Source organism: Ruegeria sp. AH3 (assembly GCF_056536265.1).
The window spans coordinates 2949309-2975549 of sequence record NZ_JBQFJL010000001.1 but is presented as its reverse complement, the minus strand read 5'-3'; the positions used below and the strand labels follow the sequence as shown (position 1 = coordinate 2975549).

Sequence of the window (26241 nt, the reverse complement as noted above, 5' to 3'; positions counted from 1 at the left end):
GAAATCAGACGCTTATTGCGCCAGCCACGCCTGGAATTTGGCGTCGATGTCGTCGCGGTAGTCCGCCCAGAACTCGTAGTTATACAGGAACGTGTTCTTGGCGTTTTCCGGATCGGTCGGCATGTGCGGTGCCATGTCGATGCCCAGATCGGCGTGCTGACCCACCAGCGGAGCCGACGAGGCACGGGCCGGACCGTAGGAGATGTACTTGGCCTGATCCGCCAGACGCTGCGTGTCGGTTGCGAACATGATGTAGTCCAGCGCGCGCTGCTTACGCTCTTCGCTCAGACCGGCGGGAATGATCCAACCGTCCAGGTCGAACACCTGCGCGTCCCACAGCATGCCAACGGGCTGGTTCTGCTCTTCGATCAGGCTGAACAGTCGACCGTTATAGGTCGAACCCATTACAACTTCGCCATCAGCCAGTAGCTGCGGCGTGTCGGCACCTGCGGACCACCAGACAACGCTGTCCTTGATGGTGCCCAGCTTGGCCAACGCCTGATCCTGACCTTCTGCGGTGGCCAGAACGTCATAGACGTCATCCTTGGCAACGCCGTCACAGATCAGCGCCCATTCCATGTTGTTGATCGGGCGTTTTTCCAGCGAACGCTTGCCAGGATAGGCTTCCAGATCGAACACGGCGCAGACATCGCTGGGCGGTGTGTCACCGACCAGATCAGTGCGATAGCCAAAGGTGGTCGAATACACGATCTGCGGGATGAAGCAATCGCTGACCAGCAGATCGCCGAAGTCATCCGCTGCCGATGTGCCATCCGGCGCCGGAGCCAGCATGGTGTCAGGGTCGATTTCCATCGCCAGACCTTCGTCGCACAGACGAATCGCGTCCGAGGCAACAACGTCGACCACATCCCATGTGATGTTGCCCGCTTCGTTCATCGCGCGCAGCTTTGCAACCGCTTCGGCCGAGCTGTCGTCGTTCAGGATGGTGATGCCGGTCTTCTCCGAATAGGGCTCGTGATACGCTTTCAATTGCGATTTGGAATAGGCGCCGCCCCACGAGACGATGGTCATCTCTTGCGCGGACACGCCACCAGCCGCGGTCGCCAGAGCAGCAGCGGTCAGTAGTGTTTTGGTTGGTTTCATGTGTTACTCCCAGTACTTCCCGTTTGTTGTATGGTCAGCTGGCGCACGGGTTTTCACCAGCCGGTCCCTCAATAAAGCCGCACTTGTACCGCGCAGCTTGGTCTATGCGTCGAGCGCACGACAATCTTTTGCCAGCCAGCCAATATCGATCTCTTGGCCGGGTTGCAGACGGATGGCATCGGGGGCGTTACGTGTCTTGACGATGAATTCGTCATTGCCCGCGACCGACATGCGGAAGCGGAACACATCGCCCATATAGATGAACTCCTTGACCGTGGCCTTCAGCGTATGCGCATCGGCATGCAGGCGGTCCTTGTTGAACTCGACCCTCTCGGGCCGGATCGAAACCTTGGTGCGTTCGCCCGGATTGTGCACGTTGATCGGCACCGCGTCGATTTCCGAACCGTCATCCAGCTGCACCACACAACTGTCGCCGTCGATGGATTTGACCACACCTTCCAGCGTGTTGTTCTCGCCGATGAATTGCGCGACGAAGCTGTTGTCGGGCTCTTCATAAAGTTGATCCGGCGGCGCAAGCTGCTGGATGCGGCCATCGTCGAACACCGCAACACGGTCGGACATGGTCAATGCCTCGGTCTGATCGTGGGTCACGTAGACGGTGGTGATGCCCAGTTCATGCGCCAGTCGGGTGATTTCGAACTGCATATGCTCGCGCAGCTGCTTGTCGAGCGCGCCCAGCGGTTCGTCCATCAGCACCAGCTCGGGCTCGAACACCAGCGCGCGGGCCAGCGCGATTCGCTGCTGCTGACCACCCGAAAGCTGCGCCGGGCGGCGATTACCGAAGGCGCCCATCTGAACCATGTCCAGCGCGCGCTTGACCTTGGCCTCGCGTTCGGACTTGCCCATCTTGCGGACTTCCAGCGGGAACGACAGGTTCTCGGCCACGGTCATATGCGGGAACAGGGCGTAGTTCTGGAACACCATCCCGATGCCACGTTTATGCGGAGGGATGTTGTTGATGGGTTTCCCATCCAACAAAATTTCACCGTGGGTGGCTGTTTCGAATCCGGCGAGCATCATCAGACAGGTTGTCTTGCCTGATCCGGACGGTCCGAGCATGGTCAGGAATTCGCCCTTTGGCATCGCCAAGTTGAGATCTTTGACAACGAGATTCTCGCCATCATAAGATTTTTGAACGCGTTCAAATTCGACAAACGCGGCGTCAGTATTTGTGTCGGTCACAAGACCCCCTGTTGCGTCAAATGATTACCCGGTTGGTCCGGATTTCATTGATCTTCTCGTGCAATGAAGCCGAGGCTAACAAATGGTCGCAAGCCCGTAAAGCAAATGAACCCGCTATTACGTCACTTTTGCCTAAATTTGCGACACATTCAGGTGATTCATGTGCCAAGCCAGGCTTTGATTGCTTGACAGAACCGGCTTTCCGATCTGCGCCTCGATCCGGGGGATGGCGGCCAGTGTGCGCAGGTTCGTACAGCTGAGAAACACCGCTTCAACAGCCCTGTCAGCGCCCAGACGTATGGCCGCATTAACCACGGAATCGGCCGAAATACGTACAACCTTGGCCTCTTCCGCCTCGCCAAAGGTGCCGAACACATCCATCGAAATACCTTGTTCCGCAAAGGCCCTTCGCAGCGGTGTGTTCACCTCTTCGATATAGGGCGAAAGCAGCGCGAATTTCGACACGCCCCGATCTGCGGCGCAGGCTGCGGCGGCGCGCAACGGGTTGGTCACGGTCTGAACATCGCAGGTCCGTTTCACCATCTGTTCAACCCGATCCGAACCGATCACCGAGCTGGCCGAGGTGCAGCCATAGCCCACCACCTTATAGGGCCGCGCTTTGGGCAGCAGGTCGGCGGCGGCGGGCAGATCGGTTTCCATCTGCGCCAGCGTATCAGTGTTGACTTCGGCCCCGCTGGGGATGCGGCTGATATAGAGAGGGCTGGGATCATCGGCGAAAAGGCGACGGAACTCGGGCTCGATGGTCTCATCAGTTTGCAGAACTATCAGACCCATCGGCGCGGCGGCGGGATCGTCGGGGTCGAGCGAATAGGGCAGTGTCGTCATAGCGTCGGTATCTCCGGTCCGATACGCGGGCTCAGGAATTCGGGCGCGCCCTCGGTGATCAGGATGTTTTCCTCATGTACAAGGATCTTGCCATCGACGGCGATACCCGGTTCCAGCGTCAGCACCATGCCGGGCTGCAGCTCGGTGTGATCACCGGGGATGAGCGAGGGCCATTCGGTCAGCGACATCCCCAGCCCGTGGCCCAGCCGCCCGGCATCCGTGCCTTCGCCACCATCCGTCAGCACCGCGCTCATGGTGTGAAACAGCTGCGCTGCGGTGGTGCCGGGCCGGGCCTGCTCAAAGGCGGCATCCGAGGCCTCGATCAGCCGCGCATGGGCGGCGCGGACCGGGGTGCTGGCGGGCCCGACCGACCAGTTGCGGTCATAGTCGCAGAAATACCCGTCGCGAACGAGGCCGGTATCCAGCATCAGAACATCGCCCTGCGCAAGAGGGGTCTGCGTTGCCGGTGAGATCACATCCGTGTACCCGCCCTGCTCGGCCGCTCCGGCCAGATAGGGCACCCAATCGGCCCCTTCCTCAAGGCAGAGCATCTGGAACCGTCGGAAGACCTGATCGAGCGGCGTTCCGGCTGCGGCGATTTCCGGCACACGCGCAAAGGCGCGGGCACCGATCTGACAGGCGGTGCGAATCTTGGCGACCTCGGCCTCGGACTTCACCATGCGCAGGGCGCGCAGGATGCCGTGATCACCGGTCAGTCGACGAGCGCCGAGCCCGTCCTGAAGGCGTCTGAAATCGGCCAGAGGCATCCTGATATGTGTCTCATGCCCATCCGGACAACCGATCGCGGACCCGTCCGACGTCAGCTCGGTCAACGTATCGGCCAACAGCGAAACGCCGTCATCTTCCAGATCCGGTGCGCTCCAAGTGCGAATGTCGTCGATCCATGTCTGCGCCATCAGGGCCGCCCCGATCGAGGGGATCACGGCCACCGGCTTGCCCGAGGCGGGCACGATCAGGAACCAGGGGCGCGTCGGGCTTTCCCAGAACCGGGTCAGATAGCCGGTGAAATAACGCAGCTCAGGTTCGGTGGTCAGCAGCAGGGCTGAAAGACCTGTTTCGGCCATTCGCGCTTGTGCGCGGGAAACCCGTGCCTCGAATTCCTGTGGCGCAAAGCCGGTCATGCGGGCTGCTCGCTCAACATGCAGAGGACACGGGATTGCGGCCCGATTCCCATGGCCTGACGTGCCGCCTCATTCATCACCGCCGCAATGCCTGCCCCGCCCGAAGCGCTGGTCTCTAACCCGGCTTCGGCCATCGCGGGCAATTGCGCGGCAACCTCATCATCGCTGATCGTCAGAAACAGATCCGCATCCCGCGCCAATCCATTCAGGGCGATCAGTGAAGGCTCCTTACAATCGAGCCGCCCCATGATGCTGTCCGGGCCATCTGCGAAAACGCAGTGGCCAGCCTCGATACTTGCTTGCAAGGCCGGGGCCGCGTCAGGCTCGACCACGACGATCTGCGGCGCGTCCCCCCAGACCTCGCGCGCATAGGCAGCCACCGCTCCCGCCATACCGCCAACACCAGCCTGCAGCAGGATGTGTGTCGGCGTTTCGGGGCATTGCTCCGCCGCCTCCAACGCCATTTGCAGGTAGCCTTCCATCAGCAAATGGGGCAGGTCGGTATACCCGTCCCACGAACTGTCTGACAGCAAGGTCCAGCCATTTTGCTGCGCCGCCTGCGCGGCGGCCTCCATGCTGGCAGCATAGTCGACCCCTTCTCGCACCACTCGCGCATCTTGCGCCCGCAGACGGTCGGCAAAGCTTTCAGGCACAGTCTCGGCGATATAGACAACCGCATCGGCCCCGAAGACTCGCGCGCCTGCAGCCATGCTCATCCCGTGATTGCCCGCACTGGCGGTGACAAATGTACGTCCCTTGAGGTTCGCATCGGGCGCTTCATCGGCCTGACAGGCAATGACATAAGCAGCGCCCAGCGCCTTGAAGGACCCAAGCCCCATCCGGGGCCGTTCATCCTTGATCCAGAGCTTTGCAACCGGTGCCAGAGCCGTTGCATCCACCAGCGGAGTTTCCTTGAATTCAGGGCAAAACAGACGATGCCGCCCAAGGCCAGATACATCGACCGACGGATATGGCGCCTGATCCGCTAGCTTTGCTCCATTCCGATACGGGTTTCTGACCGTCTTCATCGCACGCTCCCTTTCTTGATGCGCCGACGTGACCGAAACCGGAAAGCACTGTCAAGCGTGTCCTGCTTTCCCTTTCGCTGCAGCTCATCTGAATGAGCGTCTTTTCAATCCAAATGGTTGGCTGTAAGTGTGTGGCGATCCTGTTGGTTTCGGCCTTGTGTGCCGCGCAAACAGGTCTGCGGGCGTGATGGAATGGTAGACATATCGGACTTAAAATCCGAAGGCCTTAGTGCCGTGTGGGTTCGAGTCCCACCGCCCGTACCACTTCCTGACAGTAACAATAGAATACCGGGCATCTGTCCCCGACGAATCCGGCGATACTTGGTTGGATTGAGAAGAGTGGTGCCTCAAGAGGGACTCGAACCCCCGACCTTGTCCTTACGAAGGACCTGCTCTACCAGCTGAGCTATTGAGGCATGCGACAGATCGTTTAGCCGCAGGTCGCGACCCTTGCAAGAGGCAGTTCACACACCCCTGCGGTTGACCGGTTCGCATTCCTCGCCCATCCTGCGCGCGGGCGGACCGGAGCCTGCGGGTTCGGGTGGATTATCAGATATTTGGCAAGGTCATTTGAATGTCCGGGATTTCACAGAAGACTTATGTGCTGGACACGCATCGCCTGCGGGACCCTGAGCAGACACTTGCCATCGTCAAACCGTTCCTCAAACAGATGGGGATCACGCGCATTGCCAATCTGACCGGGCTCGACCGGGTCGGGCTGCCGACGGTGATGGTGACGCGACCCAATTCGCGCTCGGTCGCGGTGTCGCTGGGCAAGGGATTATCGCTGAGCGCGGCGCAGGCCTCGGGCGTGATGGAAGCGATCGAGTCGTGGCATGCAGAGCGGATCGAGCTGCCGTTGCGGCTGTGCAGCCATACCGATCTGGAACAGGATCGTGTGGTGGATGTGGACCGTCTGCCCCGCGTGACGGGCGGGCAGTTTGACCCGCATGGGGCGATGCTGTGGGTGCAGGGGCGCGATCTGAACACCGATGCCGCCTGTTGGGTGCCCTATGAGATGGTGGATACGGATTACACGACCTCTCCGGTCGCCGGGCAAAGGGCGTTTCCGCGCACAACGAATGGTCTGGCATCGGGCAACGAAGTGACTGAGGCCAGTTGCCACGCGATTTGCGAGTTGATCGAACGGGACGCCACGACGTTGTGGCATCACCGGGGTGCGACGCCGCGCGTTGATCCGGACACGGTGGACGATCCGCGTTGCCGTCAAGCGATGGACCAGATTGCAACGGCGGGGCTGGATCTGGGGATTTGGGACACCACTTCGGATATCGGCATTGCCAGCTTTCGCTGTGTGATCTGCGAGGCCGGAGAGGCCACGGGCCATATCGGCATCGGCGATGGCTGTCACCCCGACCGCGCCATTGCGCTGCTGCGGGCGCTGACCGAGGCGGCGCAGACGCGGCTGACCTATATCTCGGGCGCGCGCGATGATCTGGACCCCGGGGAGTTCTCGGACGAAGCGCGCACATGGCGCAGCCGGTATATCCGTGAGTTGATCGATGGCGCGCCGGCGACCGTGTGTTTCACCGATTGCCCATCGCATGTCACGGGATCGTTCACGGAAGACCTTGAGCTGCTGCTGACCTGTCTGTCGGTGGTCGGCATGGGCCAGGTGGTGACGGTCGATCTGTCCCGGCCCGAGATCGACATCGCGGTCATCCGCGCGATCATCCCGGGGCTGGAGGCCCCGCATGACGATCCCGATTACGTTGCAGGCCCAAGGGCACGGGCGGTGACGGCATGAGCGTGGTCATCTTCGTCGGCCCCACCCTGCGGCCCGAGACGGTGCCGGAGCACTTGGACGCGACCATCCTGCCCCCGGTCCGGCAGGGGGATGTGTATCGCGTGGTACGGGACAGGCCGCGGGCCATCGGCATCATCGATGGGTATTTCGATGGCGTGCCCTCGGTCTGGCACAAGGAAATCCTGTGGGCGCTGGAACAGGGCATCCCGGTCTTTGGCAGCGCCAGCATGGGCGCGTTGCGGGCGGCGGAACTTTCCGAATTCGGGATGATCGGCGTCGGACGGGTGTTCGAGGACTACCTCAGCGGCGCGATTATGGATGATGACGAGGTGGCGGTGCTGCATGGCCCTGCCGAGTTGGGCTTTATGCCGCTGAGCGAGCCGATGGTGTCGATCCGTGCCACGCTGGAAGTGGCGCAGACGGCCGAGGTGCTGTCGGCAGAGGATGCTCGGACCTTGTTGGACGCAGCCAAGGCTCTGCACTATCGCGACCGGGTTTGGGACAAGGTGATCGCGGCGGCGGGCACCATCTCGGGTCTGGACGAATTTCGGGACTGGCTGCCCGAAGGGCAGGTGGATGCCAAGGGCGATGACGCCCGCGCGATGCTGGCGCAGATGGCGCGGTATCTGGAGGCAGACACCGACACTGCTGCCGCGCCGCGCGTCGAACGCACGTTGGCCTGGCGCGAGCTGCGGGATCGGGTCAATTCAGAAACCACCCCGCCAGATCAGGACACGCGGGCACTGGTGGATGAGTTGCGGCTGGACCCCGACCTCTATGCCCGGTTGCGCGACCGCGCCGCTTTGCATCTGCTGGCGCGGGATGAGGCGCGCAGGGCCGAACACCAGCCCGATCGTGATACCCTGCGAAAACACATGGCCGCGCACCGGTCTGCGGCCCGCCTGCCCCGTCAGGCCGATCTGATGGAGTGGCTGCAGGACAATGACCTGACCCCCGCGCAATACGAGGCGATGCTGGCCGACCGCGCCCGCAAGGATGCGGCCATCGCAGCGCGGGCGGATGATCTGGATGCCGCCGTGCTAGCCGAGCTGCGCCACGATGGTCATTATGCAGCGTTGCGTGACCGGGCGCGGCGCAAAGCTGACCGTATCGAGACGTTGGATCGGGTGAATGGCCGCACGAACCGAACGCAGTCGCTGATCTGGTATTTTGAAACACGTCTTGACCAAGCGGTACCGGATGATCTTGAATCCTATGCAATCGCGCTGGGCCTTGAAGGGCGCGAGGCGTTTCTTGATCTGATTGAAGCCGAATTCATCTTTTGCCACGCCGGTGGCGACCCCGAGGATCAGCAGCCCGATACGCGGGCCTAAGGTTAGCCGGGACGATAACGGGAGGGGACATTGACGATCTGGCCCGATTACTCGGAAAACGAAACTCCGGGCACGCGGTTCCTGTTGTATCCGCAATCGCCCTATTTAGAGCCGAATTCGAAACCTGAACTGGTCGAGATCTCGGCCCCGCAGGGCTCGATCGGGCCCGGCCCTTCTGGGCCGCGCATGTATGCGATGTACCCGGTCGACAAGACGACCCCTTATGGTGCGATGATCGAAGGCGAGGACGGCCCCGAGATGTACCTGCCCGCCTGGGACGGCTATATCCTGCCACCGCCTGAACCCGATGAGTTCGGCAATTTCATCCATATCGATCCCGACGATCCGGCCTTTGAAGCCGCCCACCTGTTTGGCGCAGCCCATTTCACCATGGATGTCTGGGAGGGTTATTTCGGCCGCCCGATCCCCTGGCATTTCGAGCGCGATTTCGAGCGGCTGGAACTGTCGCTGCTGCCCAGCCTCGACAACGCGCATATCGGCTGGGGGTTTCTGGAAACCGGCGGCACCCGCGAACATGGGGACGAATACCGCCCCTACAGTCTGAACTTCGACGTGGTGGCGCATGAAATCGGCCATGCCATCATCTACAGCGTCATTGGCCTGCCCTCGGAAGACGACGCAACGGGCGAGTATTACGGGTTCCATGAATCGGCGGCGGATATGGTGGCGCTGCTGGCCTCGCTTCATTTCGGCTCGGTCGTGGATGAGGTGCTGAAGAACACGCGCGGCAATCTCTATACCTATAACCGGCTCAGCCGCTTTGCCGAGCTGTCGCAGAACGCGCAGATTCGCATCGCGGCCAATGACCGGACGCTGTCCGAGTTTTCGCATGGGTGGTCCAGTGAACACGCGCTGTCGGAGCCGCTGACCGGTGCGATGTTCGATATTCTGGTCGATATCTATCACGAACGGCTGGTCGCCCATGACGTGATCGATCCGGAAATGGAGGAGCTTTCGGACGAGCTGGAGGGCACCGATGAATACAACGCCATCATGCAGGACCTGTTCGACGAACATTACGCTGCCGACCCCGAAGGCTTCCGCGTCGCGCTGATCGAGGCGCGGGATTTGCTGGGGTCCTACCTTGCCGACGCCTGGGAAATGCTGGATGCCGACATGCTGAGCTATTTCGGGGTCGAGCGCGCGCTGGTTGTCGTCGATCAGGAGATCACCGGCGGCGCGTTCCGCCAGATTATCGAGGGCAATTTCCGCATGCGTGACATCGGGCTGACACGGCCCGGTCCACGTCTGACCAAGCCGGATGGCTCCAGCCACGCCGCGTCCGTTCGCACACTGTCACCCGAGATTAAGGAACCTTAAAGTCTTTGTTTTTGCCCCGGTTTTATGGCAGGTTGTGCGCACGGGGTGATAATTTGACAATCGACGTGCAGTGAAATGCGCAAACTGGGACAGGCGCGGCCCGAGGCCCCGTCGACCCCCGATAGGGAGAAAGTGATATGTCTGAGTCGTTACTCAGTTTTTCCGAGGTATTACTGTTCGGACGAGAATTAAGTGATCTTAAACTGAGACAGAAGTCAGTCCGGCTCGCAATTGAGGTGGCGACGGGTTATGATTTTACGCAGGAGATCACCAAAATTGATGGTGTGGCTGTGCGGGAAGATGACCGGATCCTTGTGCAGGCTGGAGACAGTGCAAACGACGAGTCAGGGATCTACAAGATCTACAAGGACAAGAACGACGGGAACAAACTGAAGCTGGGTAAGCGCAAGAAAGTCCCGTTTGAATCATTTGTCTACATTCGCCGGGGTCGCGTTTTCAAACACACGTTCTGGCAGCAGACGGCTGACAGGCATAGCGAGCAGCTATTCATCGAACAAGATGATCGCAGAAGGGGTCGTGGCGTCAACAACTTCATCGGGGACCAGTTCGGAGGCGATGCCCGGCTGGCCCGGATCTATGGCTTCGCATATGATGGCACCTACTACGAGATGCCCGAACCGACGATCTTCCTGGTCCATGGCGAAGGCGACAGCGCCACCGGCGGCAACTTGCCTTACGGCTTCAAGCTTGAAGACCCCGGGAAAGACACGACGCGGCAGGCCGCACGTGCGCCGCTTGATCCATCCAAATCCGGCGTTGCAGCGGCGGATTACCAGATGGCGAATGATATCCGCGTCTGGAACTATGATCAGGCCGATTACACCATCCGTATGGATATCGCAGCCGGTCAGATCGAAGAGGTCCTGCTGGACGTCTATTTCGAATACGACGCCCCGATGATGGCCGGAGCCAAGGTGAGTGGCGCGAAGGTCAGCGGTGCCAAGGTCTCTGGCGCCAAAGTCAGTGGCGCCAAGGTGAGCGGTGCCAAAGTCAGCGGTGCCAAGGTCAGCGGCGCGAAGGCACGCGGCGAATAACAGCTGATATATTCGAGAATGGGGCGCGTCGATCACGCGCCCTTTTTCTTGCTCAGAACCCGGCCTTCTTGAGGCCTTCGAGGAAGTGCTGCGTGTCATCTTCCAACAGATCCGGCTGAACCTTGGCCCAGCGCGCCAGGGAAAAGTTGGGATGCGCCGCCCGGTGCTTGTCAGCAATCTGGCGCGCCATATCCATATCACCCTTATGCGCATAACTCGCGGCCAGAACCCGCTGCCCTTCGGTCGGGTTGTTCATCTTGTTGACCGCAGAAATCACATCGTCATAACGCTTGAGGTTGTAATACGCGCCACCCAGATGCCAGAGGTACTGATCCGGGAAATAGGGGTTCAGGCGCATCGCTTGCTGAAGGTGTTCGATCGCTGTCTCGTTATCCCCTGAATGCGCCAACGCATCGGCATAGTCCGAATGCATGTCGGCATCATTGGGGTTCAGCGAAAGTGCACGTTTGTAAGATTCAAGCGCGGTCGCATGTTCCTTGCGATAAAGCTGCACATAGCCCAGTTCGCCAAAGCCACGCGCATCAGTCGGGTCCAGTTCGACCGCACGCAAAGCCAGAGAAAGGGCTTTGTCGAGCGCACCGCCCGGGTCTTCGGCCCAGGAATAACGCCAGTCGATATTGAGCGTCCGCGACAGGGCAGCTGCCGCGCGGGCATACCCTCCGTCCCGTTCGAGCGCCGATTCATAACAATGCTGCGCCTTACGATTGTCGTTGCGCGTGTATTTGAAGATATGATGCTGGCCCTGCAGAACCGAGCCATAGGCCCGAAGATCTGACGGAATGGCCTGCACCATGCGCTGCTTTTCATGCGATTCAATCATCACCGCCATGGCTGCGACGATGCATTCCGTGACGTCGTCCAGAATGTCAAAAATATCATCGAGCTTGCGGTCGAACCGCTCACCCCAGATGGTCCGTTCGGTATTGGCGTCCAGCAATTCGGCTGTGACGCGGATGCGGCTGGAGGAACGGCGGACGCTGCCGCGTGCCACATAGCGCACGTTCAGCCGGCGCGCGGCCTCGTGCGGTGACATCGACTGCGTCTTGAAGAAGAAGGATGAGTTGCGCGCAATGACGAACAGGTTCCGGAACTTCGACAGGTTCATGATGATGTCATCGGTCAGCCCTTCGGCGACCCAGCTGTCATCCTCATCCCCACCCTGGCTGGCAAAGGGGAGCACGGCAACTGAAGGGATATCGGGCCGCTCCAGCAATTCAAGATGCATATCGGGCCGCAGGGTCGCGGCCATGGTCGCGCCCTCGACTTCGCTGCGGACGCAATAGGTCGCCACCGGCGACATGATGTTCTTGAGCTGCTTGGGCCCAAGGAATTCGTAGCCATAACGCAGGCGATTGCGGATCTGCTCATAGACTGCGGCGCTGACATAGACCCGTTCCGGTTCCGCAATTTCCTGTAGGCGAGCGGCGATGTTGACGTTGTCGCCATGGATGCCGCGATCATCCTGCAGAACCTCGCCCATATGGACACCGGCGCGGAACTTGATCTGTTCATGTGCCATCCGCGCCTGATTGTGCTGCGCGGCAATCCGATGCAGTTCCACGCTGAACTCAACCGCGCTGGTGGCGGTTTCAAATAACGCCAGAATGCCATCGCCGCGCACTTCGATCACCCGGCCCTGATACTGCTGGCAAATCGTCTCAAGCTGTGACAGCAGAGATTTCAACGCGTTATACGTATCCATCTCGTTCTCACTCATCAGACGGGAATAGCCCACAACGTCGGCAAAAAGCACCGCGCCGAGCTTCTGTCTGAGTGAGGGGTCTGAACCGGTTGTATTCACTGGCAATACTCGAATGTCGTGTCGCGTCGAATCCGACGAGTGTACTCTAGCAAAATCTGCCTCGATACAGGCGTTATTTCAGTCATCGCAATCCGCCCGGGGTGGCCAGCTCCAGTCGGCCGAGCCGAAACTGACCACAGTATCGGAATGCAATTCCTGCGCCAGAACCTGCCGCCGTGTGGTCCAGTCCTGCTGCAACATACCAACAACCACCATGTCGTGGAACTGTCCGTCTGCGAACCACGCCTGTCGCATGGTGCCTTCGATCTGACATCCGACCTGACTGATCAGATCGCGGCTGCTGTGATTATCGGCCCGGTAATACGAGGTGATCCGGTTGAGCCCCAGCTGCCGGAACGCAAAATCCAGCAGCAGCGCAATCGCCCGGACAGCAACACCATGGCGGCGCACAGATTTGTCGATGAAAATCGGGATCACGGCATCGCGGTTGACCGGTGAAATCGCTTCGAGCCCGATCATACCCACCGCGTCACCGCCTTCGGATTCGATGATGAACCAGCACTTCCTGCAATCGGGCGCGGAGCTGAGCGCCTCTTCCCAAATCTGTTCGGTTTGCATCAGATTCAGCGGAACGCGTGACGTCCGGTCAAACAGTGCAAGGTCGTGTACATCCTGAAACCAGCGCGCAGCCGTTTCCATATCCGACTTCTCGAGCGGACGCAGCCGGAACAACCGGGGTGTAGCATCGGGCAAAGGCAAAGCCTCCGAATACAAATACAAAAATCTATCCGCGCGATACTAGCACAGATGATTCAAAAACGAGAAATAACTTGTTCACACAAGGATTCAGATAAGCCGAGACCCGCTGAGCGGGCCGGTTTCTCAACAACGTGCGCGAGGTCCTAGCGGTTTTCAGCCCGGATCAGGAAAATGTTGCGTAGATAGATCGACAAGCCCATAGACTGGCCGAGAATAAAGACGGGATCACGGCGATAGATCGCATAGCTGAGCAGGATCAGCCCGCCGCCGATGGACAGATACCAGAAAGCCATAGGGATGACCGATTTCTTGGCCCGTTCCGAGGTGATCCACTGAACGATGAACCGGGCGCTGAACATCAGCTGCCCGGCAAGGCCGATAAAGACCCAAAGCGCCTCCGTCGGACTGTCGACACGCAGGATTTCGAGAATGGCTTCTTTCACGACCGTCCCGCCTCTTTTGCCGAGACCGATTTGGCGCGGCGCATCAGCCAGACGACGCCGAACAGATCCCAGATGCCGACCATCGCACGGCCGAAATTGGTATATTTGGATTGCCCCGACAGACGCTGCTGATGTGCGACATCAACCAGCGCGACCTGCCAGCCATAGGCTTTGAACAGCGCGGGCAGATAGCGGTGCATGTGATCGAAATAGGGCAGGTTCAGAAAGGCCTGCCTTCGGAAGGCCTTGAACCCGCATCCGGTATCGCGGGTGCCGTCCTTCAGCATCCATCCCCGCAGCGCATTCGCCGCGCGCGAGGCCAGTTTTTTCGAAACGGTGTCCTTCCGCCCCAGCCGCTGCCCGGCCACAAGACCGATCTGCCCGCTGTCATCCGCCAACAGCGGAGACCAGATCTTTGGCAGCTCCTCGGGCGGGTTCTGGCCGTCACCGTCAAGCGTACAGCAAATCTCGGCCCGCGCGGCCTGGACGCCCGAATGAACAGCGGCGCTTTGCCCTCCGGCAGGTTTGTGCTGCAGGATACGCAGTTGCGGGCAGGATTGTTGGAACGTCTTCAGCGCCTCATAGGTGCCGTCTGTCGAGCCGTCATCGACAGCGATGATCTCGAACGCCGGCAAATCCGCAGCGGCAGCACAGATGCCTTGCAGCAGATCAGCCGCGGCGCCTTGCTCATTATGCATGGGGATGACAACAGACACGGTGGGTCGGCTATCGGACTGAGGCTGAGTATCGCTGGGCATGACGAATTTGTGTTCTTGATTCAGACACCATGGCTTGTGATTGATCAGGAGCGTAAATTCAAGTAGCCAGCCAGCCGAAAAGCGGGTTTCAGCACAACTGATCGAAAGGTGGGCGTGGTGAACGTCAAATCGACCGAACGCCTTCTGGCGCATGACTGGGCGCCTTACATCGTGACGGGCATCGTCATCGCGATTCTGTGGTGCTGGTACACGATCGGGCTGGGACAGGACGGGCTGTCGAAGATCGATGAGTTCTTCACCTATGACCGCAGCCTCGGCTTTGCCCGCAACGGCGATTGGTTCACGGTCTTTTCACAGAACGAACCCAGCCTGAAGAAACCTCCGCTGCAATATTGGATGACGGCGGCGATGATCGAGATGGGCCTGTCACATATGACAGCCCTGCACCTGCCTTCGATGCTGTTTGCGCTGGGCACGTTGATCGCGACCGCTTGGCTCGCACGGGTCATGGTGCCGGATCATCCCTGGCTGATGCTGCCTGCGGTACTGCTGGTCTCCAGCTCTCAGAATTTCTGGGGTCACGCCACTTCGGCCATGCTGGACAATGGCGCGATGTTCTTCTCGACCCTTGGCGTCGCCATCATGCTGGCCGCTTTTGAGCGTCCGCGCCTGTGGCCCTGGTTCGCCGTTACGGTGTTTCTGTCCGGGATGCAGAAAAGCCCGACACCGCTGGCCTTTCTGGCGATCGCTTTGCTGACCTTGATCCTGACGCAGCGTTGGCAGGACCGTCCCACAAGTGAGATCTGGAAAAACCGGACATTCCTGTGGAGCATGGCGGCCTGTCTGCTGCTAGCTTTCTTCTGGCCACTGTTTCAATATCTGCGCTTTGGCTTCGGGGCCGAGTTTCAGGGCAGTGTGCGTACCGAGATGCTGGACCGTTTTGCACCCAGCGTTTCCGACCGTAGCCTGAAGAAACTCTCGGAGATCATTCTGGGCAACGCGCCGGGATTGCGGCTGGTGGGATTGATCGGGCTGTTCTTCCTGCCCTTCAAATTTGGACGCCCCCGCCTGCTGGCCGCAACCGGGATTGCCGTGGTTTTCTTCCTGGGCATGTGGATGGCATCGGGGAAGGTCTATGACCGCTATACGCTGCTGATCTTGCCGATGCTGATGGTTGGTGCCGCGGGCGGTATCATGCTGATCTCGAAACGGCTTTGGGTGCGCGTGCTGCTCATCGCTGTGCTTTGTCTGTCCGAAAAAGGCCCACTGAAACGATCCGTCGACTATAGCCACCCCAACACGGCCGAACAGTTCGGCATTGACCTGCAGGACCTGCTTGAACCGCTGCAATCCATGGTTCAGCCCGGCGAAACACTGGTGGTATGCGGCTTTGACAACCGGCACCGTCTGCCGCTGGGGGCAGCCTCGGTCTATGCGTCACCCGATCAGCGTTTCGTTTATATCAGGCGCCCTGATCTGCGCGGTTATCTGGATCGGTTTGGCTATGTTTCCGGCCCGTTGCGCGGTGTTTGCCGCGCGAAAGAGCTTGATCAAATTGCCGATGACCTAGACGGTCTTGTCCGGCAGCCTGTTAACGGGACAAAATTTGTCTATTGGACAGCGGACAGCTTGATCAACCAATAGGGCCTTGACCGTATTGGCTGTATCGCTGCGAGGCTATGCAACCCTAGACTGGGCCTTCGATTCTTCCAGGCATTCCTGAACATCGCCTCTGGCAGCGTTGGGCATATTTTATTTTTTCGTTGCCGAAACCGGTTTCGGTGCGAATTAATAGGGAATGATAACGAATCCAACACTGCAAAGGCGTCAGTCTTCACCGCATCGCCTCTCGTCCCCCAAAAGGGTAAAGCTGGACGAGCTGGCAAAGCATCTCGGGCTTTCCAAGAGCACCGTGTCGCGCGCCTTGAACGGGTATCCGGATATTTCTGAGGCCACGCGAAAGCGCGTTGAAGTCACAGCGCGTAAGATGGGGTATCGTCCGCTCAGCCATGCGCAGGCCATCCGAACCGGGCGGGTGCGCGCCATTGCAATGGTGATCAACAGCGAAGAGCCTGACCGGCATAATCCTTTTCTTCAGGACTTTCTGGCCGGCGCGTGCGAAGCGGCGAGCGCGTTAGATTGGACAATGACAATTTCCACGGCGAAGTCCGAGAAAGACATGCTTGAAGTCCTGGGGCGGCTTGTCGAAGAACGCAAGGCTGATGGGTTCATCCTGCCCCGGACCGAGGTCGACGACCCGCGCGTGAAATACCTCAGAGAGCTGGGAGTTCCGTTTATCCTTTATGGACGTACCGGATACGGGCAAGCGGGCGCGCAGCATGACACATCCTGGTTCGATATCTCCGGCGAAACGGCGATACGGGATGCGGTTGATCGACTCGTCCGTATTGGCCATACGCGCATTGGCTATGTCGGCAGCGATCCGAAATTCAACTACAGCCATCTGCGCCGCGACGGGTATCTCGAAGGCCTCAAGGCCGCAGGTCTGCCCGCCGATCCTGAGCTGATCCGGGAAGGCGCGCGCACGCGCGAAGAAGGTGCTGTTGAGGCGCGCGCGCTTTTGACATTGGGTCGCCCGCCAACAGCGATCGTGTTTGCAACGGATCTGGCCGCGCTGGGGTGTTATCCGGTCTGCACAGAACTGGGCCTTGAGATCGGGCGCGACGTTTCAATCCTGGGATATGACGGCATACCCGAATGCCAATATGTCAGCCCCGGGCTGACTACCTTCAGCGTGGACTCTCAGCGTGCCGGTGAACGCCTTGCAACCATGTTGATCCGCCAGACTCGCGGTGAAGCACCCGCTGATCTGCGCGAGCTGAGCGAGGCCGTGCTGATTGAGCGCGAATCCGACGGGCCACCGCGGCTGACCCCCGAGGGGCTGGCCCGGAAAATCCAACTTTAGAATGTTCATAACCGGGGAGGAGACCGACTATGAAAATTGCACCTGCAGCATCGCGAATGATGCTTGGAACATCGCTTGCGTTGATACTGACGGCGGTGTCGGCACATGCGGATACGATCCGCTTCTGGACCACCGAAGAACAGCCCGAGCGGCTGGCCAAGCAACAGGAAATGGCCGATCAGTTCAAGGCTGAAACCGGCACCACGGTCGAGGTGATCCCAGTCACCGAAACTGATCTGGGTACCCGCGCCACCGCCGCCTTTGCCGCTGGAGATCTGCCGGATGTGGTCTACCACCCGCTGCAATACGCCCTGCCATGGGCTGAGGCCGGCATTCTGGACACCGAAGCCGCGACCGAAGTGATCGAAGAGCTGGGCGCCGACACATTCGCCCCCGGCGCACTTGGCATGGCGGCGTTCAACGGCGAAACCGCATCGGTGCCAGTCGATGGCTGGACCCAGATGGTTGTGTATCGCAAGGACCTGTTTGATGAGGCCGGACTTGAGGCCCCGAATTCCTTCGCTAATGTCCTTGCCGCGCTGGAGCAGTTGCACAACCCGCCCGAGTTGTATGGCTTTGTCGCAGCCACCAAGGTGGACGAAAACTTCATGAGCCAGGTGCTGGAGCATGTGTTCCTCGCCAATGGCGTGACGCCGGTGGGTGCGGATGGTTTCCAGCCTCTGGATGAGGCCAAAACGACCGAGGTTCTGGATTTCTACAAGGCAATCTCGAAAGCTTCGCCTCCGGGTGAGCTGTTCTGGAAGCAGTCGCGTGAACTGTATTTCGATGGCAAGGCCGCGATGATCATCTGGTCTCCGTTCATTCTGGATGAACTGGCCGGTCTGCGTGACAGCGCCCCGCCCACCATCAACGATGATCCGACCTCGCGCGATCTTGCGTCGAAAACCGGTATCGTGACCAACTTCGCTGGCCCGTCCAACCCGGATGGCGCGGCTTGGGGTGACGTTCGATACTTTGGCATCACTAACGACGCGGATACCGACGCGGCGATGGAGTTTGTGAAATACGCCATGGATCAGGGCTATACCCAGACGCTGGCCATCGCGCCTGAGGGTAAGTTCCCGGTCCGTCGCGGCAATGCTGACAACCCGACCGCCTTCTCCGAAGCCTGGGCCGAATTGCCCGTCGGTGTCGATCGCAAGGCCCCGTTGGGCGAGCTTTATGATCAGGCGATGATCGACGAGATCGTTGGTGGTCTGGACGTGGCGCAGCGCTGGGGCGTCGCCGAGGGTCAGCTGGCGTTGGCGTCCAAAATGATCAACAGCCAGGCCATCAACCGGGTCGTGCGTCAGTATATCGATGATGAAATCGATGCAGCCGCTGCGGTGGCCGCGATGAACGACGAACTCGCCAAGGTTCAGTGACCTTGTGACACATGCAGCGGCGAATGTGCCGCTGCACCCAACCCTTCGAGGTATCCCATGACTTCGGCCACCCCACCGACAGGAACCGGGGCGTTAGCCAAACGCGAGGCGCGTCTGGCCTGGACGCTGCTGGCTCCGACCGTGATCAGTGTATCGCTTGTGGTGATCCTGCCCTTGCTGGCGATCATCTGGATCAGCTTCAAACCGTTCACCCTGTCCGACCTGCGCCCGCCTGCACCGGTCGTTCGTGAAAGTCTGCGCGGATCCGGCGAGGATCTGCGGATTGAATACCGCGTTCGCAACTCAAGTCAGGATATCGCCATTGTCGGCGTTACCCTGACCGATGTTCTGCCAGACGGCGTAACGGCGCGCGAGGTGACAAGTCCCTGTGTTCTGGACGGGCAAAACCTGTTCTGCGATTTCAACACTCTGGAAGGCGGTCAACGCGAACGCATCCGCATCCCTGTTACCGTGGACGGAGACCCGGACGCTTTCGAAGAGTTGCTTGAAGGGTCGGAGCCAAGCGTAACCGGCAGCGGGCCCAGCGTCCTAACCAATCTTGAATTCAGCTTGGAGAACTACGCCCGTGTCTTTGACGGTGACGAGTTCTGGGGCGTTCTATGGGTCACGTTGTTCTACACCGTTGTCGGCACCATCGGGGCTTTGGTGATGGGCCTGTTTGCAGCCTTGTTGCTGAACAAAAGCTTCAAAGGACAAGGGTTCATACGCGGCCTCTATCTGTTCCCCTATGTGGCGCCAGTCATCGCTGTGGCCTTCACATGGGTCACCTTGTTCGACCCGTTCTCAGGTTCTGCCAACGCATTGTTGGTGCAGATGGGACTAAGCAGTGAACCGATCAACTTCTTCGGGGAACGCCCTTTGGCGCTGATCATGGTGACAGTGTTCGAGATCTGGCGCTATTTCCCGCTGTCCTTCCTGTTCATTCTGGCGCGGATGCAATCCATCGACTCTAGCATGTATGAAGCAGCGGATATGGATGGAGCCTCACCATTCCAGAAGTTCTGGCTGCTGAGCATCCCGCAACTGCTGGGCATCCTGTCGGTACTATTCCTGCTGCGCTTCATCTGGACGTTCAACAAGTTCGACGACATCTTCCTGCTGACCGGCGGCAACGCGGGTACCCGCACGCTGACGGTGAATGTCTATGAACAGGCCTTTGCGATTTCAAACATCGGCGCAGGCGCGGCGGTGGCTGTAGTAATCCTGCTCTGCCTGATCGCATTCAGCTTCGTCTTCTTCCGCTTCATCAGCCGTGAGGAGGGTTTGTGATGCGCAAAGGGTATATAATCGCGCCGTTGTTGGGCGCGCTCTGGCTGGTGGTGATCGCCACAACTGTCGCCATCACCATGTCATTTTCAACCGGGGCAGCGTTCCGACCTCAGGTCCTGCTCTGCCTGATCTGGGGGGCTCTGGCCGGTCTGATCTATGTCCGCTTCCCGGCGCAGCGCGCACCGGCTCGTCTGGGTATATCCGCACTGTTGGGCCTGTCTTGCCTGACCGGGTTCGGGCCGGTTCTGATCGGCTCGGACACCTCGTTGCAGGCGGTTTTGGTCACTGTGGTGGCGATGGCGGTTGTGATGCACCTGTCCATGGCAGCAATCCTGCAAGAGACGCCGTTCGGAGAACTCACGCGTCATGTATACGAAGCGGCGGTGATCCGGTTCTGCACGGGTTTCGGCTATATCTTCTTCACCGCGATTGTGATCATCCCGTTCTATGTGATGGTAATGACCAGCCTGAAATCGCAGCAGGCCCTGTTGCAGAACCCGCTGGATTTCTCGGTCGATCTATCGCAAGGCACCGCGCTGTTTCGCAGCTATACCGAGCTGTTTCGGGATTTCAACTTCGGCACCTATCTGTGGACCTCGCTTTATGTCTCAGTCTTGACGGTGTTCATCACCTTGCTGTTCAGCGTCCCCGGTGCCTATGCGGTGGCACGGTTCCGGTTCAAAGGGCAAAAGGCGTTCTCACGCTCGATCCTGCTGATCTACATGGTGCCAATGATTGTTCTGGCACTGCCGATCTATATCGCATTCTCACTGACCGGGCTGCGCAACTCAATCCTTGGCATCGTCATGATCTACCCGGTCACCACGATCCCGGTCGCGCTGTATATGCTGCAAGGTTATTTCCGTGGCCTGCCGACGGAGGTGGAAGAGGCCGGTCTGATGGATGGGCTGTCGCGGCTGGCGGTGATCTGGAAAATTACCCTGCCACTTAGCCTACCTGCGCTGGCGTCGGTCTCGCTCTACGTCTTCATGATCGCATGGAATGAGTTCCTGCTGGCCTTCATGCTGCTGGACGACCCGTCGAAATTCACCCTGACCCGAGGCGTCACGATGTTGAATTCCTCGGAAATTCCCCGACAGCACCTAATGGCCGGTGCGGTGATCGCCACCGTTCCGATCATGGCGCTGTTCCTGGGACTTGAACGTTTCATGACCAAGGGCCTGACTGCGGGGTCCGTCAAAGGATGACTGAGATGAACCAACATACAAACCCCGACCGCGAGGCGCGCAACATACTGGTTGCCAATGATCGCGGCGGCTACACCATCCCGACCGAGGGGCTGTACCCCTATCAATGGAACTGGGACAGCGCGATTGCGGCGCTTGGCTTTGCCGAGTTCGACATAGACCGGGCATGGGTCGAACTGGAAACACTGTTCTCAGGCCAGTGGGACGATGGACTGGTGCCGCACATCCTGTTCCACAAACAGGATGACGGATATTTCCCTGGTCCGGATGTCTGGGGCGGCCATGGGCCGATCCCGTCCTCTGGCATCATTCAGCCCCCAGTGGCTGCAACTGTGGCGCGGAAGATCTGGGAAAAAGATGGCGATGCGGGCGCGGACCACGTTCGTGCTCTCTTCCCGTCTCTGCTGGCGTGGCATCGCTGGATCATGAGATGGCGACTCGACGAACACGGCGCGGTTTGCACCACACATCCGTGGGAAGCTGGCCGGGATAACGCGCCCGACTGGGACAAGGCGATGAAAGGCGTCGACCCCACAGGCGTTGGAGACTATCAGCGGCGTGACACAAGCCACGTCAACAGCGCCGATCGACCGACCAAGTACGACTATGATCGGTATATCAAACTGGTTCAGATCGGGTGCCAGGTCGGCTGGGATCAGCAGAAACTGCTGGGCCTGAACCCATTCCGGGTCGCCGATCCCACTATGACGTTCATCACCCTGCGCGCCGCGCGCGATCTGCTCGTGATCAGCGAAAGGCTTGGTATTGCGGCGGATGGGCTAAGCGATGACATTCAGAAGCTCAACGCCGGCGCTCGATCATTGTGGAACGAAACGCTGAACTCGTTCGACTCGCGCGATGCGCTGACTGGTGAATGGGCAGGAAGTGTCTCTAACGCGTCGTATCTTTGCTGGTATGCGGGCCTCGATTCACAGCCCATGCTGGAACGGTTGCAGGCGGCGCTTGCGAATGTGCCATATCCGGTTCCCAGCTATGACCCAGCGATGCCCAACTTCGACCAGCGCAGGTATTGGAGAGGCCCAACATGGGGTTTCATGAACATGCTGATTGGGTTCGGACTGGCTGACATGGGGCACCTGTCAGAAGCCGAAGCACTACGTCTGAAAACCGCGCAGCTGATCGCAACGAACGGCTTCGCGGAATATTACGATCCACTCACCGGTAGCCCCGCCGGAGGAAATTCATTCACCTGGACTGCGGCTGTCTGGCTGCACTGGGCAGGGAGGAACTAATGGGCAGCATCGAACTAAAATCAGTCGAAAAATGGTTCGGCACGGCTCAGGTCATCAAAGGTGTCGACCTTAAGATCGAAGAGGGCGAGTTCATTGTCTTCGTGGGCCCGTCCGGCTGCGGAAAATCCACGCTGCTGCGCATGATTGGCGGGCTTGAAGACATCTCGCGTGGCTCGCTTTTGATCAATGACAGCGACGTCACGGACCATCCGCCGTCCAAGCGGGGGCTGACAATGGTCTTTCAATCCTACGCGCTTTATCCGCACCTTACGGTCGCTGAAAACATGGGCTTCTCGCTAAAGGTGGCCGGGGTCCCGAAGGCTGAGATCGCTGAGCAGGTCAACAAAGCCGCCGAAGTACTGAAGCTGGGCCCCTTCCTGGAACGTCGGCCCAAGGACTTGTCCGGCGGTCAGCGTCAACGCGTCGCCATTGGCCGGTCCATCGTACGTGATCCGACGGCGTTTCTGTTCGACGAGCCTCTCTCAAACCTCGACGCAGCCCTTCGGGTCGAAATGCGGTATGAGATTGCAAAGCTCCACCAAAACCTGAAGCGGACGATGATCTATGTGACGCACGATCAGGTCGAAGCGATGACCTTAGCTGATCGCATCGTCGTGCTGGAATACGGTAAAATCGCGCAAGTCGGCACCCCGCGAGAGCTTTATGAACGCCCGGCCAATCTGTTTGTGGCGCAGTTCATCGGCAGTCCGAAAATGAACATACTACCCTGCACTGCTCAAGACGGTAGCTACACTCTGGACCGTGGCAGAGGTGGCAGTTTTTCTGGGTCTGGAATTGCCAACAGGCTTGGCATCCGACCCGAACACATCGAAGTGGTCGCGGCAGGAGACGGCCAAAGCGATGGCGTCATAGAAGTGATCGAATACCTCGGGGCAGACACGTTCCTGATCGTGGATTGCGGTACGGAAGAGAAAGTGACCGTTCGCCTGAACGGGGACACAGACCTCAAACCGGGGGCAAATATTGGCCTGCAATTCCCGACTGATATGTTGCACTTCTTCGACGAAAACGGCGACGCGCTGAGTCTGGAATAAATTCGGCTGACCTTCTGCTTGAAGCTGTTCAGTCAGTTCAAATGAATGGGTCACACCTCGACCGTAATGAAAAGCCGAGATGCCCCTGAACCACAACAATTGCTGGCCCACACCCTGTGCGGCCAGCACCCTCGCAACATTTTCCTAATGATATCAGTCAGGCTGGCGACCCCGGCAGGATTCGAACCTGCAACCTGCCCCTTAGGAGGGGGCTGCTCTATCCAGTTGAGCCACGGGGCCGCGCGACGTTTTCTGTAGCGGGGTTTTTTTGGATTGTCATGGGCTTTGCACAAGTGTTGAACAGATTGCCCTGTTCACGCTACCATCGGCGAAACAACAATGCAGGTATCCCGGTGACAACAGAAACTAAACGCCCGCTTACCCTTCGTGATGTGTCAGAAGCGTCCGGAGTGTCTGAAATGACGGTCAGCCGGGTGCTGCGCAATCGAGGGGATGTCTCGGACGCCACCAGAACCCGTGTTCTGGCCGCCGCGAAAGAGCTTGGGTATGTGCCCAACAAGATCGCAGGCGCGCTGGCGTCCAGCCGGGTGAATCTGGTGGCGGTGATCATCCCGTCTCTGTCCAACATGGTCTTCCCAGAGGTGCTGACTGGTATAAATCAAGTGCTGGAGGATACCGAGCTGCAGCCAGTGGTCGGCGTCACCGACTATCTGCCCGAGAAGGAAGAGAAAGTACTGTACGAGATGCTCTCGTGGCGGCCTTCGGGCGTGATCATTGCCGGGCTGGAGCACACCGAAGCCGCGCGCGCCATGCTGGATTCGGCCGGCATTCCGGTGGTCGAGATCATGGACACCGATGGCAAGCCCGTAGACGCGATGGTGGGGATTTCGCATCGACGCGCCGGGCGCGAAATGGCGCAGGCGATCCTGAAGGCCGGATATGAGCATATCGGCTTTATGGGCACCAAGATGCCTCTGGACCACCGCGCCCGGAAACGGTTCGAGGGTTTCACCGAGGTTCTGGGCAAGCACGGGGTCGAGATCGAAGATCGCGAGTTCTACTCGGGTGGCTCGGCGTTGGCCAAGGGGCGCGAGATGACGCAAGCCATGCTGGAACGCTCACCCGAATTGGATTTTCTGTATTATTCCAACGACATGATCGGCGCAGGCGGGCTGCTGTATCTGCTGGATCAGGGGATAGATGTTCCTGGTCAGATCGGCCTTGCCGGTTTCAACAATGTGGAGCTGTTGCAGGGTCTGCCGCGCAAGCTGGCCACTATGGATGCCTGCCGGACCGAGATCGGGCGTACCGCTGCCCAGATCATCGCGGCAAAGCTGGCTGATCCGGAGGCAGAGGTCGAAACCCGCGTCACCCTGACCCCCAAGATCAGCTATGGTGATACGCTGAAACGGCGCTAAGACGTCATGGCGCTGCAACGACTGGACAATCGGGCGGCGCGTGCCCTGTTCATGGACCGCCATGCGCTGCTGGAGCAACCCGCAGGCGGCTCCAAGGGCGAGGATTTGTTGCAACTGATCCATCGGTTAGGGTTCGTTCAGTTGGATAGCATCAACACCGTCGCCCGCGCCCATGACATGATCCTATATGCGCGCAGACCCAGCTATCGCGCGCGTCACCTCAAGCGGCTTTATGAACGCGACCGGGCGTTGTTCGAGCATTGGACACATGACGCCGCGGTGATTCCGATGGAGTTTTATCGTCATTGGCATCTGAGATTTCTGCGCGATGCCGACATGCTGAAAGCGCGTTGGAAGAACTGGCGGCGCGACGGGTTTGAGCAGAAGTTCGAAACGGTCCTGCAACATATCCGCGATCATGGCCCGGTTGGGTCCTCTGATGTTGGAAAGGACGAGAAAAAGGGCTCGGGCGGTTGGTGGGACTGGCATCCGTCCAAGACCGCGCTGGAATATCTTTGGCGGTCGGGCGCACTGACGGTTGTGGGCCGGGACGGGTTTCAGAAACGCTATGACCTGACCGAGCGCGTGATCGACACTCATCTCTGCCCCGGAGGCTCATGCGATGCCGAAGCCACGGTGGATTGGTTGTGCAACGCAGCACTCGACCGATTGGGATTCGCGACATCCGGTGAGCTGGCAGCCTTTTGGGATACGGTCAGCGCCGCCGAGGCCAAAACATGGTGTGAACAGGCTCTAACACAGGGTCATATCGAGGAAATAGCTATCACTTGCGCAGACGGGAATGCGCGGAAGGTTTTTGCACGCCCCGGCCTTTGCGATGAAGCCGCTGCTTTGGAGCCTGCCCCTGGTCGGAACCGGGTGCTCAGCCCGTTTGATCCAATGTTGCGCGACCGGAACCGCGCCGAGCGGCTATTCGGTTTTCATTACCGGATCGAGGTTTTCGTACCCGAGCCCAAACGCGTCTACGGTTATTACGTATTTCCGTTGCTGGAGGGCGACCGGCTGATTGGGCGGGTCGACATGAAGGCGCAGCGGGATCGGGACCTGCTGCATGTCCGGGCAGTGTGGCCCGAGCGCAAGCTGCGCTGGTCAGATGCGCGCACCCGACGGCTGCAGGCCGAGCTGGACCGGGTACGCCGATTTGCAGCGCTCGGGGATGTGGAATTTGCGGAGAACTGGCTGAAAGACCCTAAATAGGG

General features: G+C 59.4%; 22 protein-coding genes and 3 tRNA genes. 14 read left to right on the top strand and 11 right to left on the bottom strand.

Annotated features, from left to right (window positions below):
* Nucleotides 1-12 precede the first annotated feature (12 nt).
* From ACR3EM_RS14915 to ACR3EM_RS14895, 5 genes are all read right to left on the bottom strand, one after another.
* Nucleotides 13-1104 (bottom strand): extracellular solute-binding protein, encoded by a 1092-nt coding sequence (locus ACR3EM_RS14915; RefSeq protein WP_480471430.1) that lies wholly within the window; start codon nt 1102-1104, stop codon nt 13-15.
* A gap of 102 nt (nt 1105-1206) precedes the next feature.
* The gene (locus tag ACR3EM_RS14910; protein ID WP_480471429.1) at nt 1207-2307 is read right to left on the bottom strand and encodes an ABC transporter ATP-binding protein; all 1101 of its coding nucleotides are present in this window, start codon (nt 2305-2307) and stop codon (nt 1207-1209) included.
* 132 nt (nt 2308-2439) lie between these two features.
* Nucleotides 2440-3153, bottom strand: coding sequence for a maleate cis-trans isomerase family protein (locus ACR3EM_RS14905; protein ID WP_480471428.1), 714 nt, complete (start codon nt 3151-3153; stop codon nt 2440-2442).
* Nucleotides 3150-4295 (bottom strand): M24 family metallopeptidase, encoded by a 1146-nt coding sequence (locus ACR3EM_RS14900; protein WP_480471427.1) that lies wholly within the window; start codon nt 4293-4295, stop codon nt 3150-3152. Before ACR3EM_RS14900 ends, ACR3EM_RS14905 begins: the two co-directional genes overlap by 4 nt.
* Nucleotides 4292-5323, bottom strand: a complete 1032-nt coding sequence (locus tag ACR3EM_RS14895; RefSeq protein ID WP_480471426.1) for a pyridoxal-phosphate dependent enzyme — start codon at nt 5321-5323, stop codon at nt 4292-4294. The genes ACR3EM_RS14900 and ACR3EM_RS14895 overlap by 4 nt, the downstream gene beginning before the upstream one ends.
* Before the next feature lie 178 nt (nt 5324-5501).
* Here ACR3EM_RS14895 and ACR3EM_RS14890 point away from each other — a divergent pair.
* A tRNA-Leu gene (locus ACR3EM_RS14890) sits at nt 5502-5587 on the top strand.
* 76 nt (nt 5588-5663) lie between these two features.
* Here the strand turns inward: ACR3EM_RS14890 and ACR3EM_RS14885 are convergent.
* Nucleotides 5664-5739 (bottom strand) — tRNA-Thr (locus ACR3EM_RS14885).
* A gap of 158 nt (nt 5740-5897) precedes the next feature.
* Here ACR3EM_RS14885 and ACR3EM_RS14880 point away from each other — a divergent pair.
* From ACR3EM_RS14880 to ACR3EM_RS14865, 4 genes are all read left to right on the top strand, one after another.
* Nucleotides 5898-7091: a YcaO-like family protein gene (locus ACR3EM_RS14880; protein WP_480471425.1), complete on the top strand. Its 1194-nt coding sequence runs from the start codon at nt 5898-5900 to the stop codon at nt 7089-7091.
* Complete coding sequence (locus ACR3EM_RS14875; protein WP_480471424.1) at nt 7088-8425, top strand: TfuA-like protein; 1338 nt, start codon at nt 7088-7090, stop codon at nt 8423-8425. Before ACR3EM_RS14880 ends, ACR3EM_RS14875 begins: the two co-directional genes overlap by 4 nt.
* 30 nt (nt 8426-8455) lie before the next feature.
* Nucleotides 8456-9766, top strand: coding sequence for a gluzincin family metallopeptidase (locus tag ACR3EM_RS14870; protein ID WP_480471423.1), 1311 nt, complete (start codon nt 8456-8458; stop codon nt 9764-9766).
* Between the two features lie 137 nt (nt 9767-9903).
* Nucleotides 9904-10821 carry a pentapeptide repeat-containing protein gene (locus ACR3EM_RS14865; protein ID WP_480471422.1) on the top strand — a complete coding sequence of 306 codons (918 nt, stop codon included), beginning with the start codon at nt 9904-9906 and terminating at the stop codon, nt 10819-10821.
* Nucleotides 10822-10873: 52 nt separating this feature from the next.
* On the opposite strand, the gene ACR3EM_RS14860 is transcribed toward ACR3EM_RS14865, so the two are convergent.
* The 4 genes from ACR3EM_RS14860 to ACR3EM_RS14845 all read right to left on the bottom strand — a co-directional run bounded on the left by ACR3EM_RS14860 (nt 10874) and on the right by ACR3EM_RS14845 (nt 14564).
* Nucleotides 10874-12595, bottom strand: a complete 1722-nt coding sequence (locus tag ACR3EM_RS14860; protein WP_480471421.1) for an adenylate/guanylate cyclase domain-containing protein — start codon at nt 12593-12595, stop codon at nt 10874-10876.
* Nucleotides 12596-12721: 126 nt separating this feature from the next.
* Entirely contained in the window at nt 12722-13384 is a 663-nt protein-coding gene (locus ACR3EM_RS14855; protein ID WP_480471420.1) for a GNAT family N-acetyltransferase, read from the bottom strand.
* A 122-nt stretch (nt 13385-13506) separates the two neighbouring features.
* Complete coding sequence (locus tag ACR3EM_RS14850) at nt 13507-13806, bottom strand: lipid-A-disaccharide synthase N-terminal domain-containing protein (RefSeq protein ID WP_480471419.1); 300 nt, start codon at nt 13804-13806, stop codon at nt 13507-13509.
* On the bottom strand, nt 13803-14564 hold the full coding sequence (locus ACR3EM_RS14845) for a glycosyltransferase family 2 protein (protein WP_480471418.1): 762 nt from the start codon (nt 14562-14564) through the stop codon (nt 13803-13805). Before ACR3EM_RS14845 ends, ACR3EM_RS14850 begins: the two co-directional genes overlap by 4 nt.
* A gap of 117 nt (nt 14565-14681) precedes the next feature.
* Here ACR3EM_RS14845 and ACR3EM_RS14840 point away from each other — a divergent pair, with 117 nt between their 5' ends.
* The 7 genes from ACR3EM_RS14840 (at nt 14682) to ACR3EM_RS14810 (ending at nt 23642) form a co-directional block, all read left to right on the top strand.
* Nucleotides 14682-16169, top strand: coding sequence for an ArnT family glycosyltransferase (locus tag ACR3EM_RS14840; RefSeq protein WP_480471417.1), 1488 nt, complete (start codon nt 14682-14684; stop codon nt 16167-16169).
* A gap of 154 nt (nt 16170-16323) precedes the next feature.
* Complete coding sequence (locus ACR3EM_RS14835) at nt 16324-17451, top strand: LacI family DNA-binding transcriptional regulator (RefSeq protein ID WP_480471416.1); 1128 nt, start codon at nt 16324-16326, stop codon at nt 17449-17451.
* A 29-nt stretch (nt 17452-17480) separates the two neighbouring features.
* Nucleotides 17481-18836: an ABC transporter substrate-binding protein gene (locus tag ACR3EM_RS14830; protein WP_480471415.1), complete on the top strand. Its 1356-nt coding sequence runs from the start codon at nt 17481-17483 to the stop codon at nt 18834-18836.
* 57 nt (nt 18837-18893) lie between these two features.
* Nucleotides 18894-20126: a carbohydrate ABC transporter permease gene (locus ACR3EM_RS14825; RefSeq protein WP_480471414.1), complete on the top strand. Its 1233-nt coding sequence runs from the start codon at nt 18894-18896 to the stop codon at nt 20124-20126.
* A complete protein-coding gene (locus ACR3EM_RS14820; RefSeq protein ID WP_480471413.1) occupies nt 20126-21334 on the top strand; it encodes a carbohydrate ABC transporter permease in 1209 nt (402 codons plus the stop codon). Before ACR3EM_RS14825 ends, ACR3EM_RS14820 begins: the two co-directional genes overlap by 1 nt.
* A 5-nt stretch (nt 21335-21339) precedes the next feature.
* Complete coding sequence (locus tag ACR3EM_RS14815) at nt 21340-22587, top strand: MGH1-like glycoside hydrolase domain-containing protein (RefSeq protein WP_480471412.1); 1248 nt, start codon at nt 21340-21342, stop codon at nt 22585-22587.
* On the top strand, nt 22587-23642 hold the full coding sequence (locus ACR3EM_RS14810) for an ABC transporter ATP-binding protein (protein WP_480471411.1): 1056 nt from the start codon (nt 22587-22589) through the stop codon (nt 23640-23642). Before ACR3EM_RS14815 ends, ACR3EM_RS14810 begins: the two co-directional genes overlap by 1 nt.
* Before the next feature lie 163 nt (nt 23643-23805).
* Here ACR3EM_RS14810 and ACR3EM_RS14805 read toward each other — a convergent pair.
* Nucleotides 23806-23882 (bottom strand) — tRNA-Arg (locus ACR3EM_RS14805).
* A 38-nt stretch (nt 23883-23920) separates the two neighbouring features.
* On the opposite strand from ACR3EM_RS14805, the gene ACR3EM_RS14800 reads away from it, so the two are divergent.
* Both ACR3EM_RS14800 and ACR3EM_RS14795 read left to right on the top strand, forming a co-directional pair.
* Complete coding sequence (locus tag ACR3EM_RS14800; RefSeq protein WP_480471410.1) at nt 23921-25021, top strand: LacI family DNA-binding transcriptional regulator; 1101 nt, start codon at nt 23921-23923, stop codon at nt 25019-25021.
* Between the two features lie 6 nt (nt 25022-25027).
* The gene (locus ACR3EM_RS14795; RefSeq protein ID WP_480471409.1) at nt 25028-26239 is read left to right on the top strand and encodes a winged helix-turn-helix domain-containing protein; all 1212 of its coding nucleotides are present in this window, start codon (nt 25028-25030) and stop codon (nt 26237-26239) included.
* The last annotated feature ends 2 nt before the right edge of the window (nt 26240-26241 follow it).

Excerpts from the sequence above, each read along its gene's own strand:
- ACR3EM_RS14800 (WP_480471410.1), top strand. The coding sequence starts at position 23,921 with ATGGGCTTTGCACAAGTGTTGAACAGATTGCCCTGTTCACGCTACCAT.
- ACR3EM_RS14815 (WP_480471412.1), top strand. The coding sequence starts at position 21,340 with ATGAACCAACATACAAACCCCGACCGCGAGGCGCGCAACATACTGGTT.
- ACR3EM_RS14865 (WP_480471422.1), top strand. The coding sequence starts at position 9,904 with ATGTCTGAGTCGTTACTCAGTTTTTCCGAGGTATTACTGTTCGGACGA.
- ACR3EM_RS14795 (WP_480471409.1), top strand. The coding sequence starts at position 25,028 with ATGGCGCTGCAACGACTGGACAATCGGGCGGCGCGTGCCCTGTTCATG.
- ACR3EM_RS14880 (WP_480471425.1), top strand. The coding sequence starts at position 5,898 with ATGTCCGGGATTTCACAGAAGACTTATGTGCTGGACACGCATCGCCTG.
- ACR3EM_RS14900 (WP_480471427.1), bottom strand. The coding sequence starts at position 4,295 with ATGACCGGCTTTGCGCCACAGGAATTCGAGGCACGGGTTTCCCGCGCA.
- ACR3EM_RS14830 (WP_480471415.1), top strand. The coding sequence starts at position 17,481 with ATGAAAATTGCACCTGCAGCATCGCGAATGATGCTTGGAACATCGCTT.
- ACR3EM_RS14810 (WP_480471411.1), top strand. The coding sequence starts at position 22,587 with ATGGGCAGCATCGAACTAAAATCAGTCGAAAAATGGTTCGGCACGGCT.
- ACR3EM_RS14825 (WP_480471414.1), top strand. The coding sequence starts at position 18,894 with ATGACTTCGGCCACCCCACCGACAGGAACCGGGGCGTTAGCCAAACGC.
- ACR3EM_RS14845 (WP_480471418.1), bottom strand. The coding sequence starts at position 14,564 with ATGCCCAGCGATACTCAGCCTCAGTCCGATAGCCGACCCACCGTGTCT.
- ACR3EM_RS14820 (WP_480471413.1), top strand. The coding sequence starts at position 20,126 with ATGCGCAAAGGGTATATAATCGCGCCGTTGTTGGGCGCGCTCTGGCTG.
- ACR3EM_RS14875 (WP_480471424.1), top strand. The coding sequence starts at position 7,088 with ATGAGCGTGGTCATCTTCGTCGGCCCCACCCTGCGGCCCGAGACGGTG.
- ACR3EM_RS14915 (WP_480471430.1), bottom strand. The coding sequence starts at position 1,104 with ATGAAACCAACCAAAACACTACTGACCGCTGCTGCTCTGGCGACCGCG.
- ACR3EM_RS14905 (WP_480471428.1), bottom strand. The coding sequence starts at position 3,153 with ATGACGACACTGCCCTATTCGCTCGACCCCGACGATCCCGCCGCCGCG.
- ACR3EM_RS14835 (WP_480471416.1), top strand. The coding sequence starts at position 16,324 with ATGATAACGAATCCAACACTGCAAAGGCGTCAGTCTTCACCGCATCGC.
- ACR3EM_RS14895 (WP_480471426.1), bottom strand. The coding sequence starts at position 5,323 with ATGAAGACGGTCAGAAACCCGTATCGGAATGGAGCAAAGCTAGCGGAT.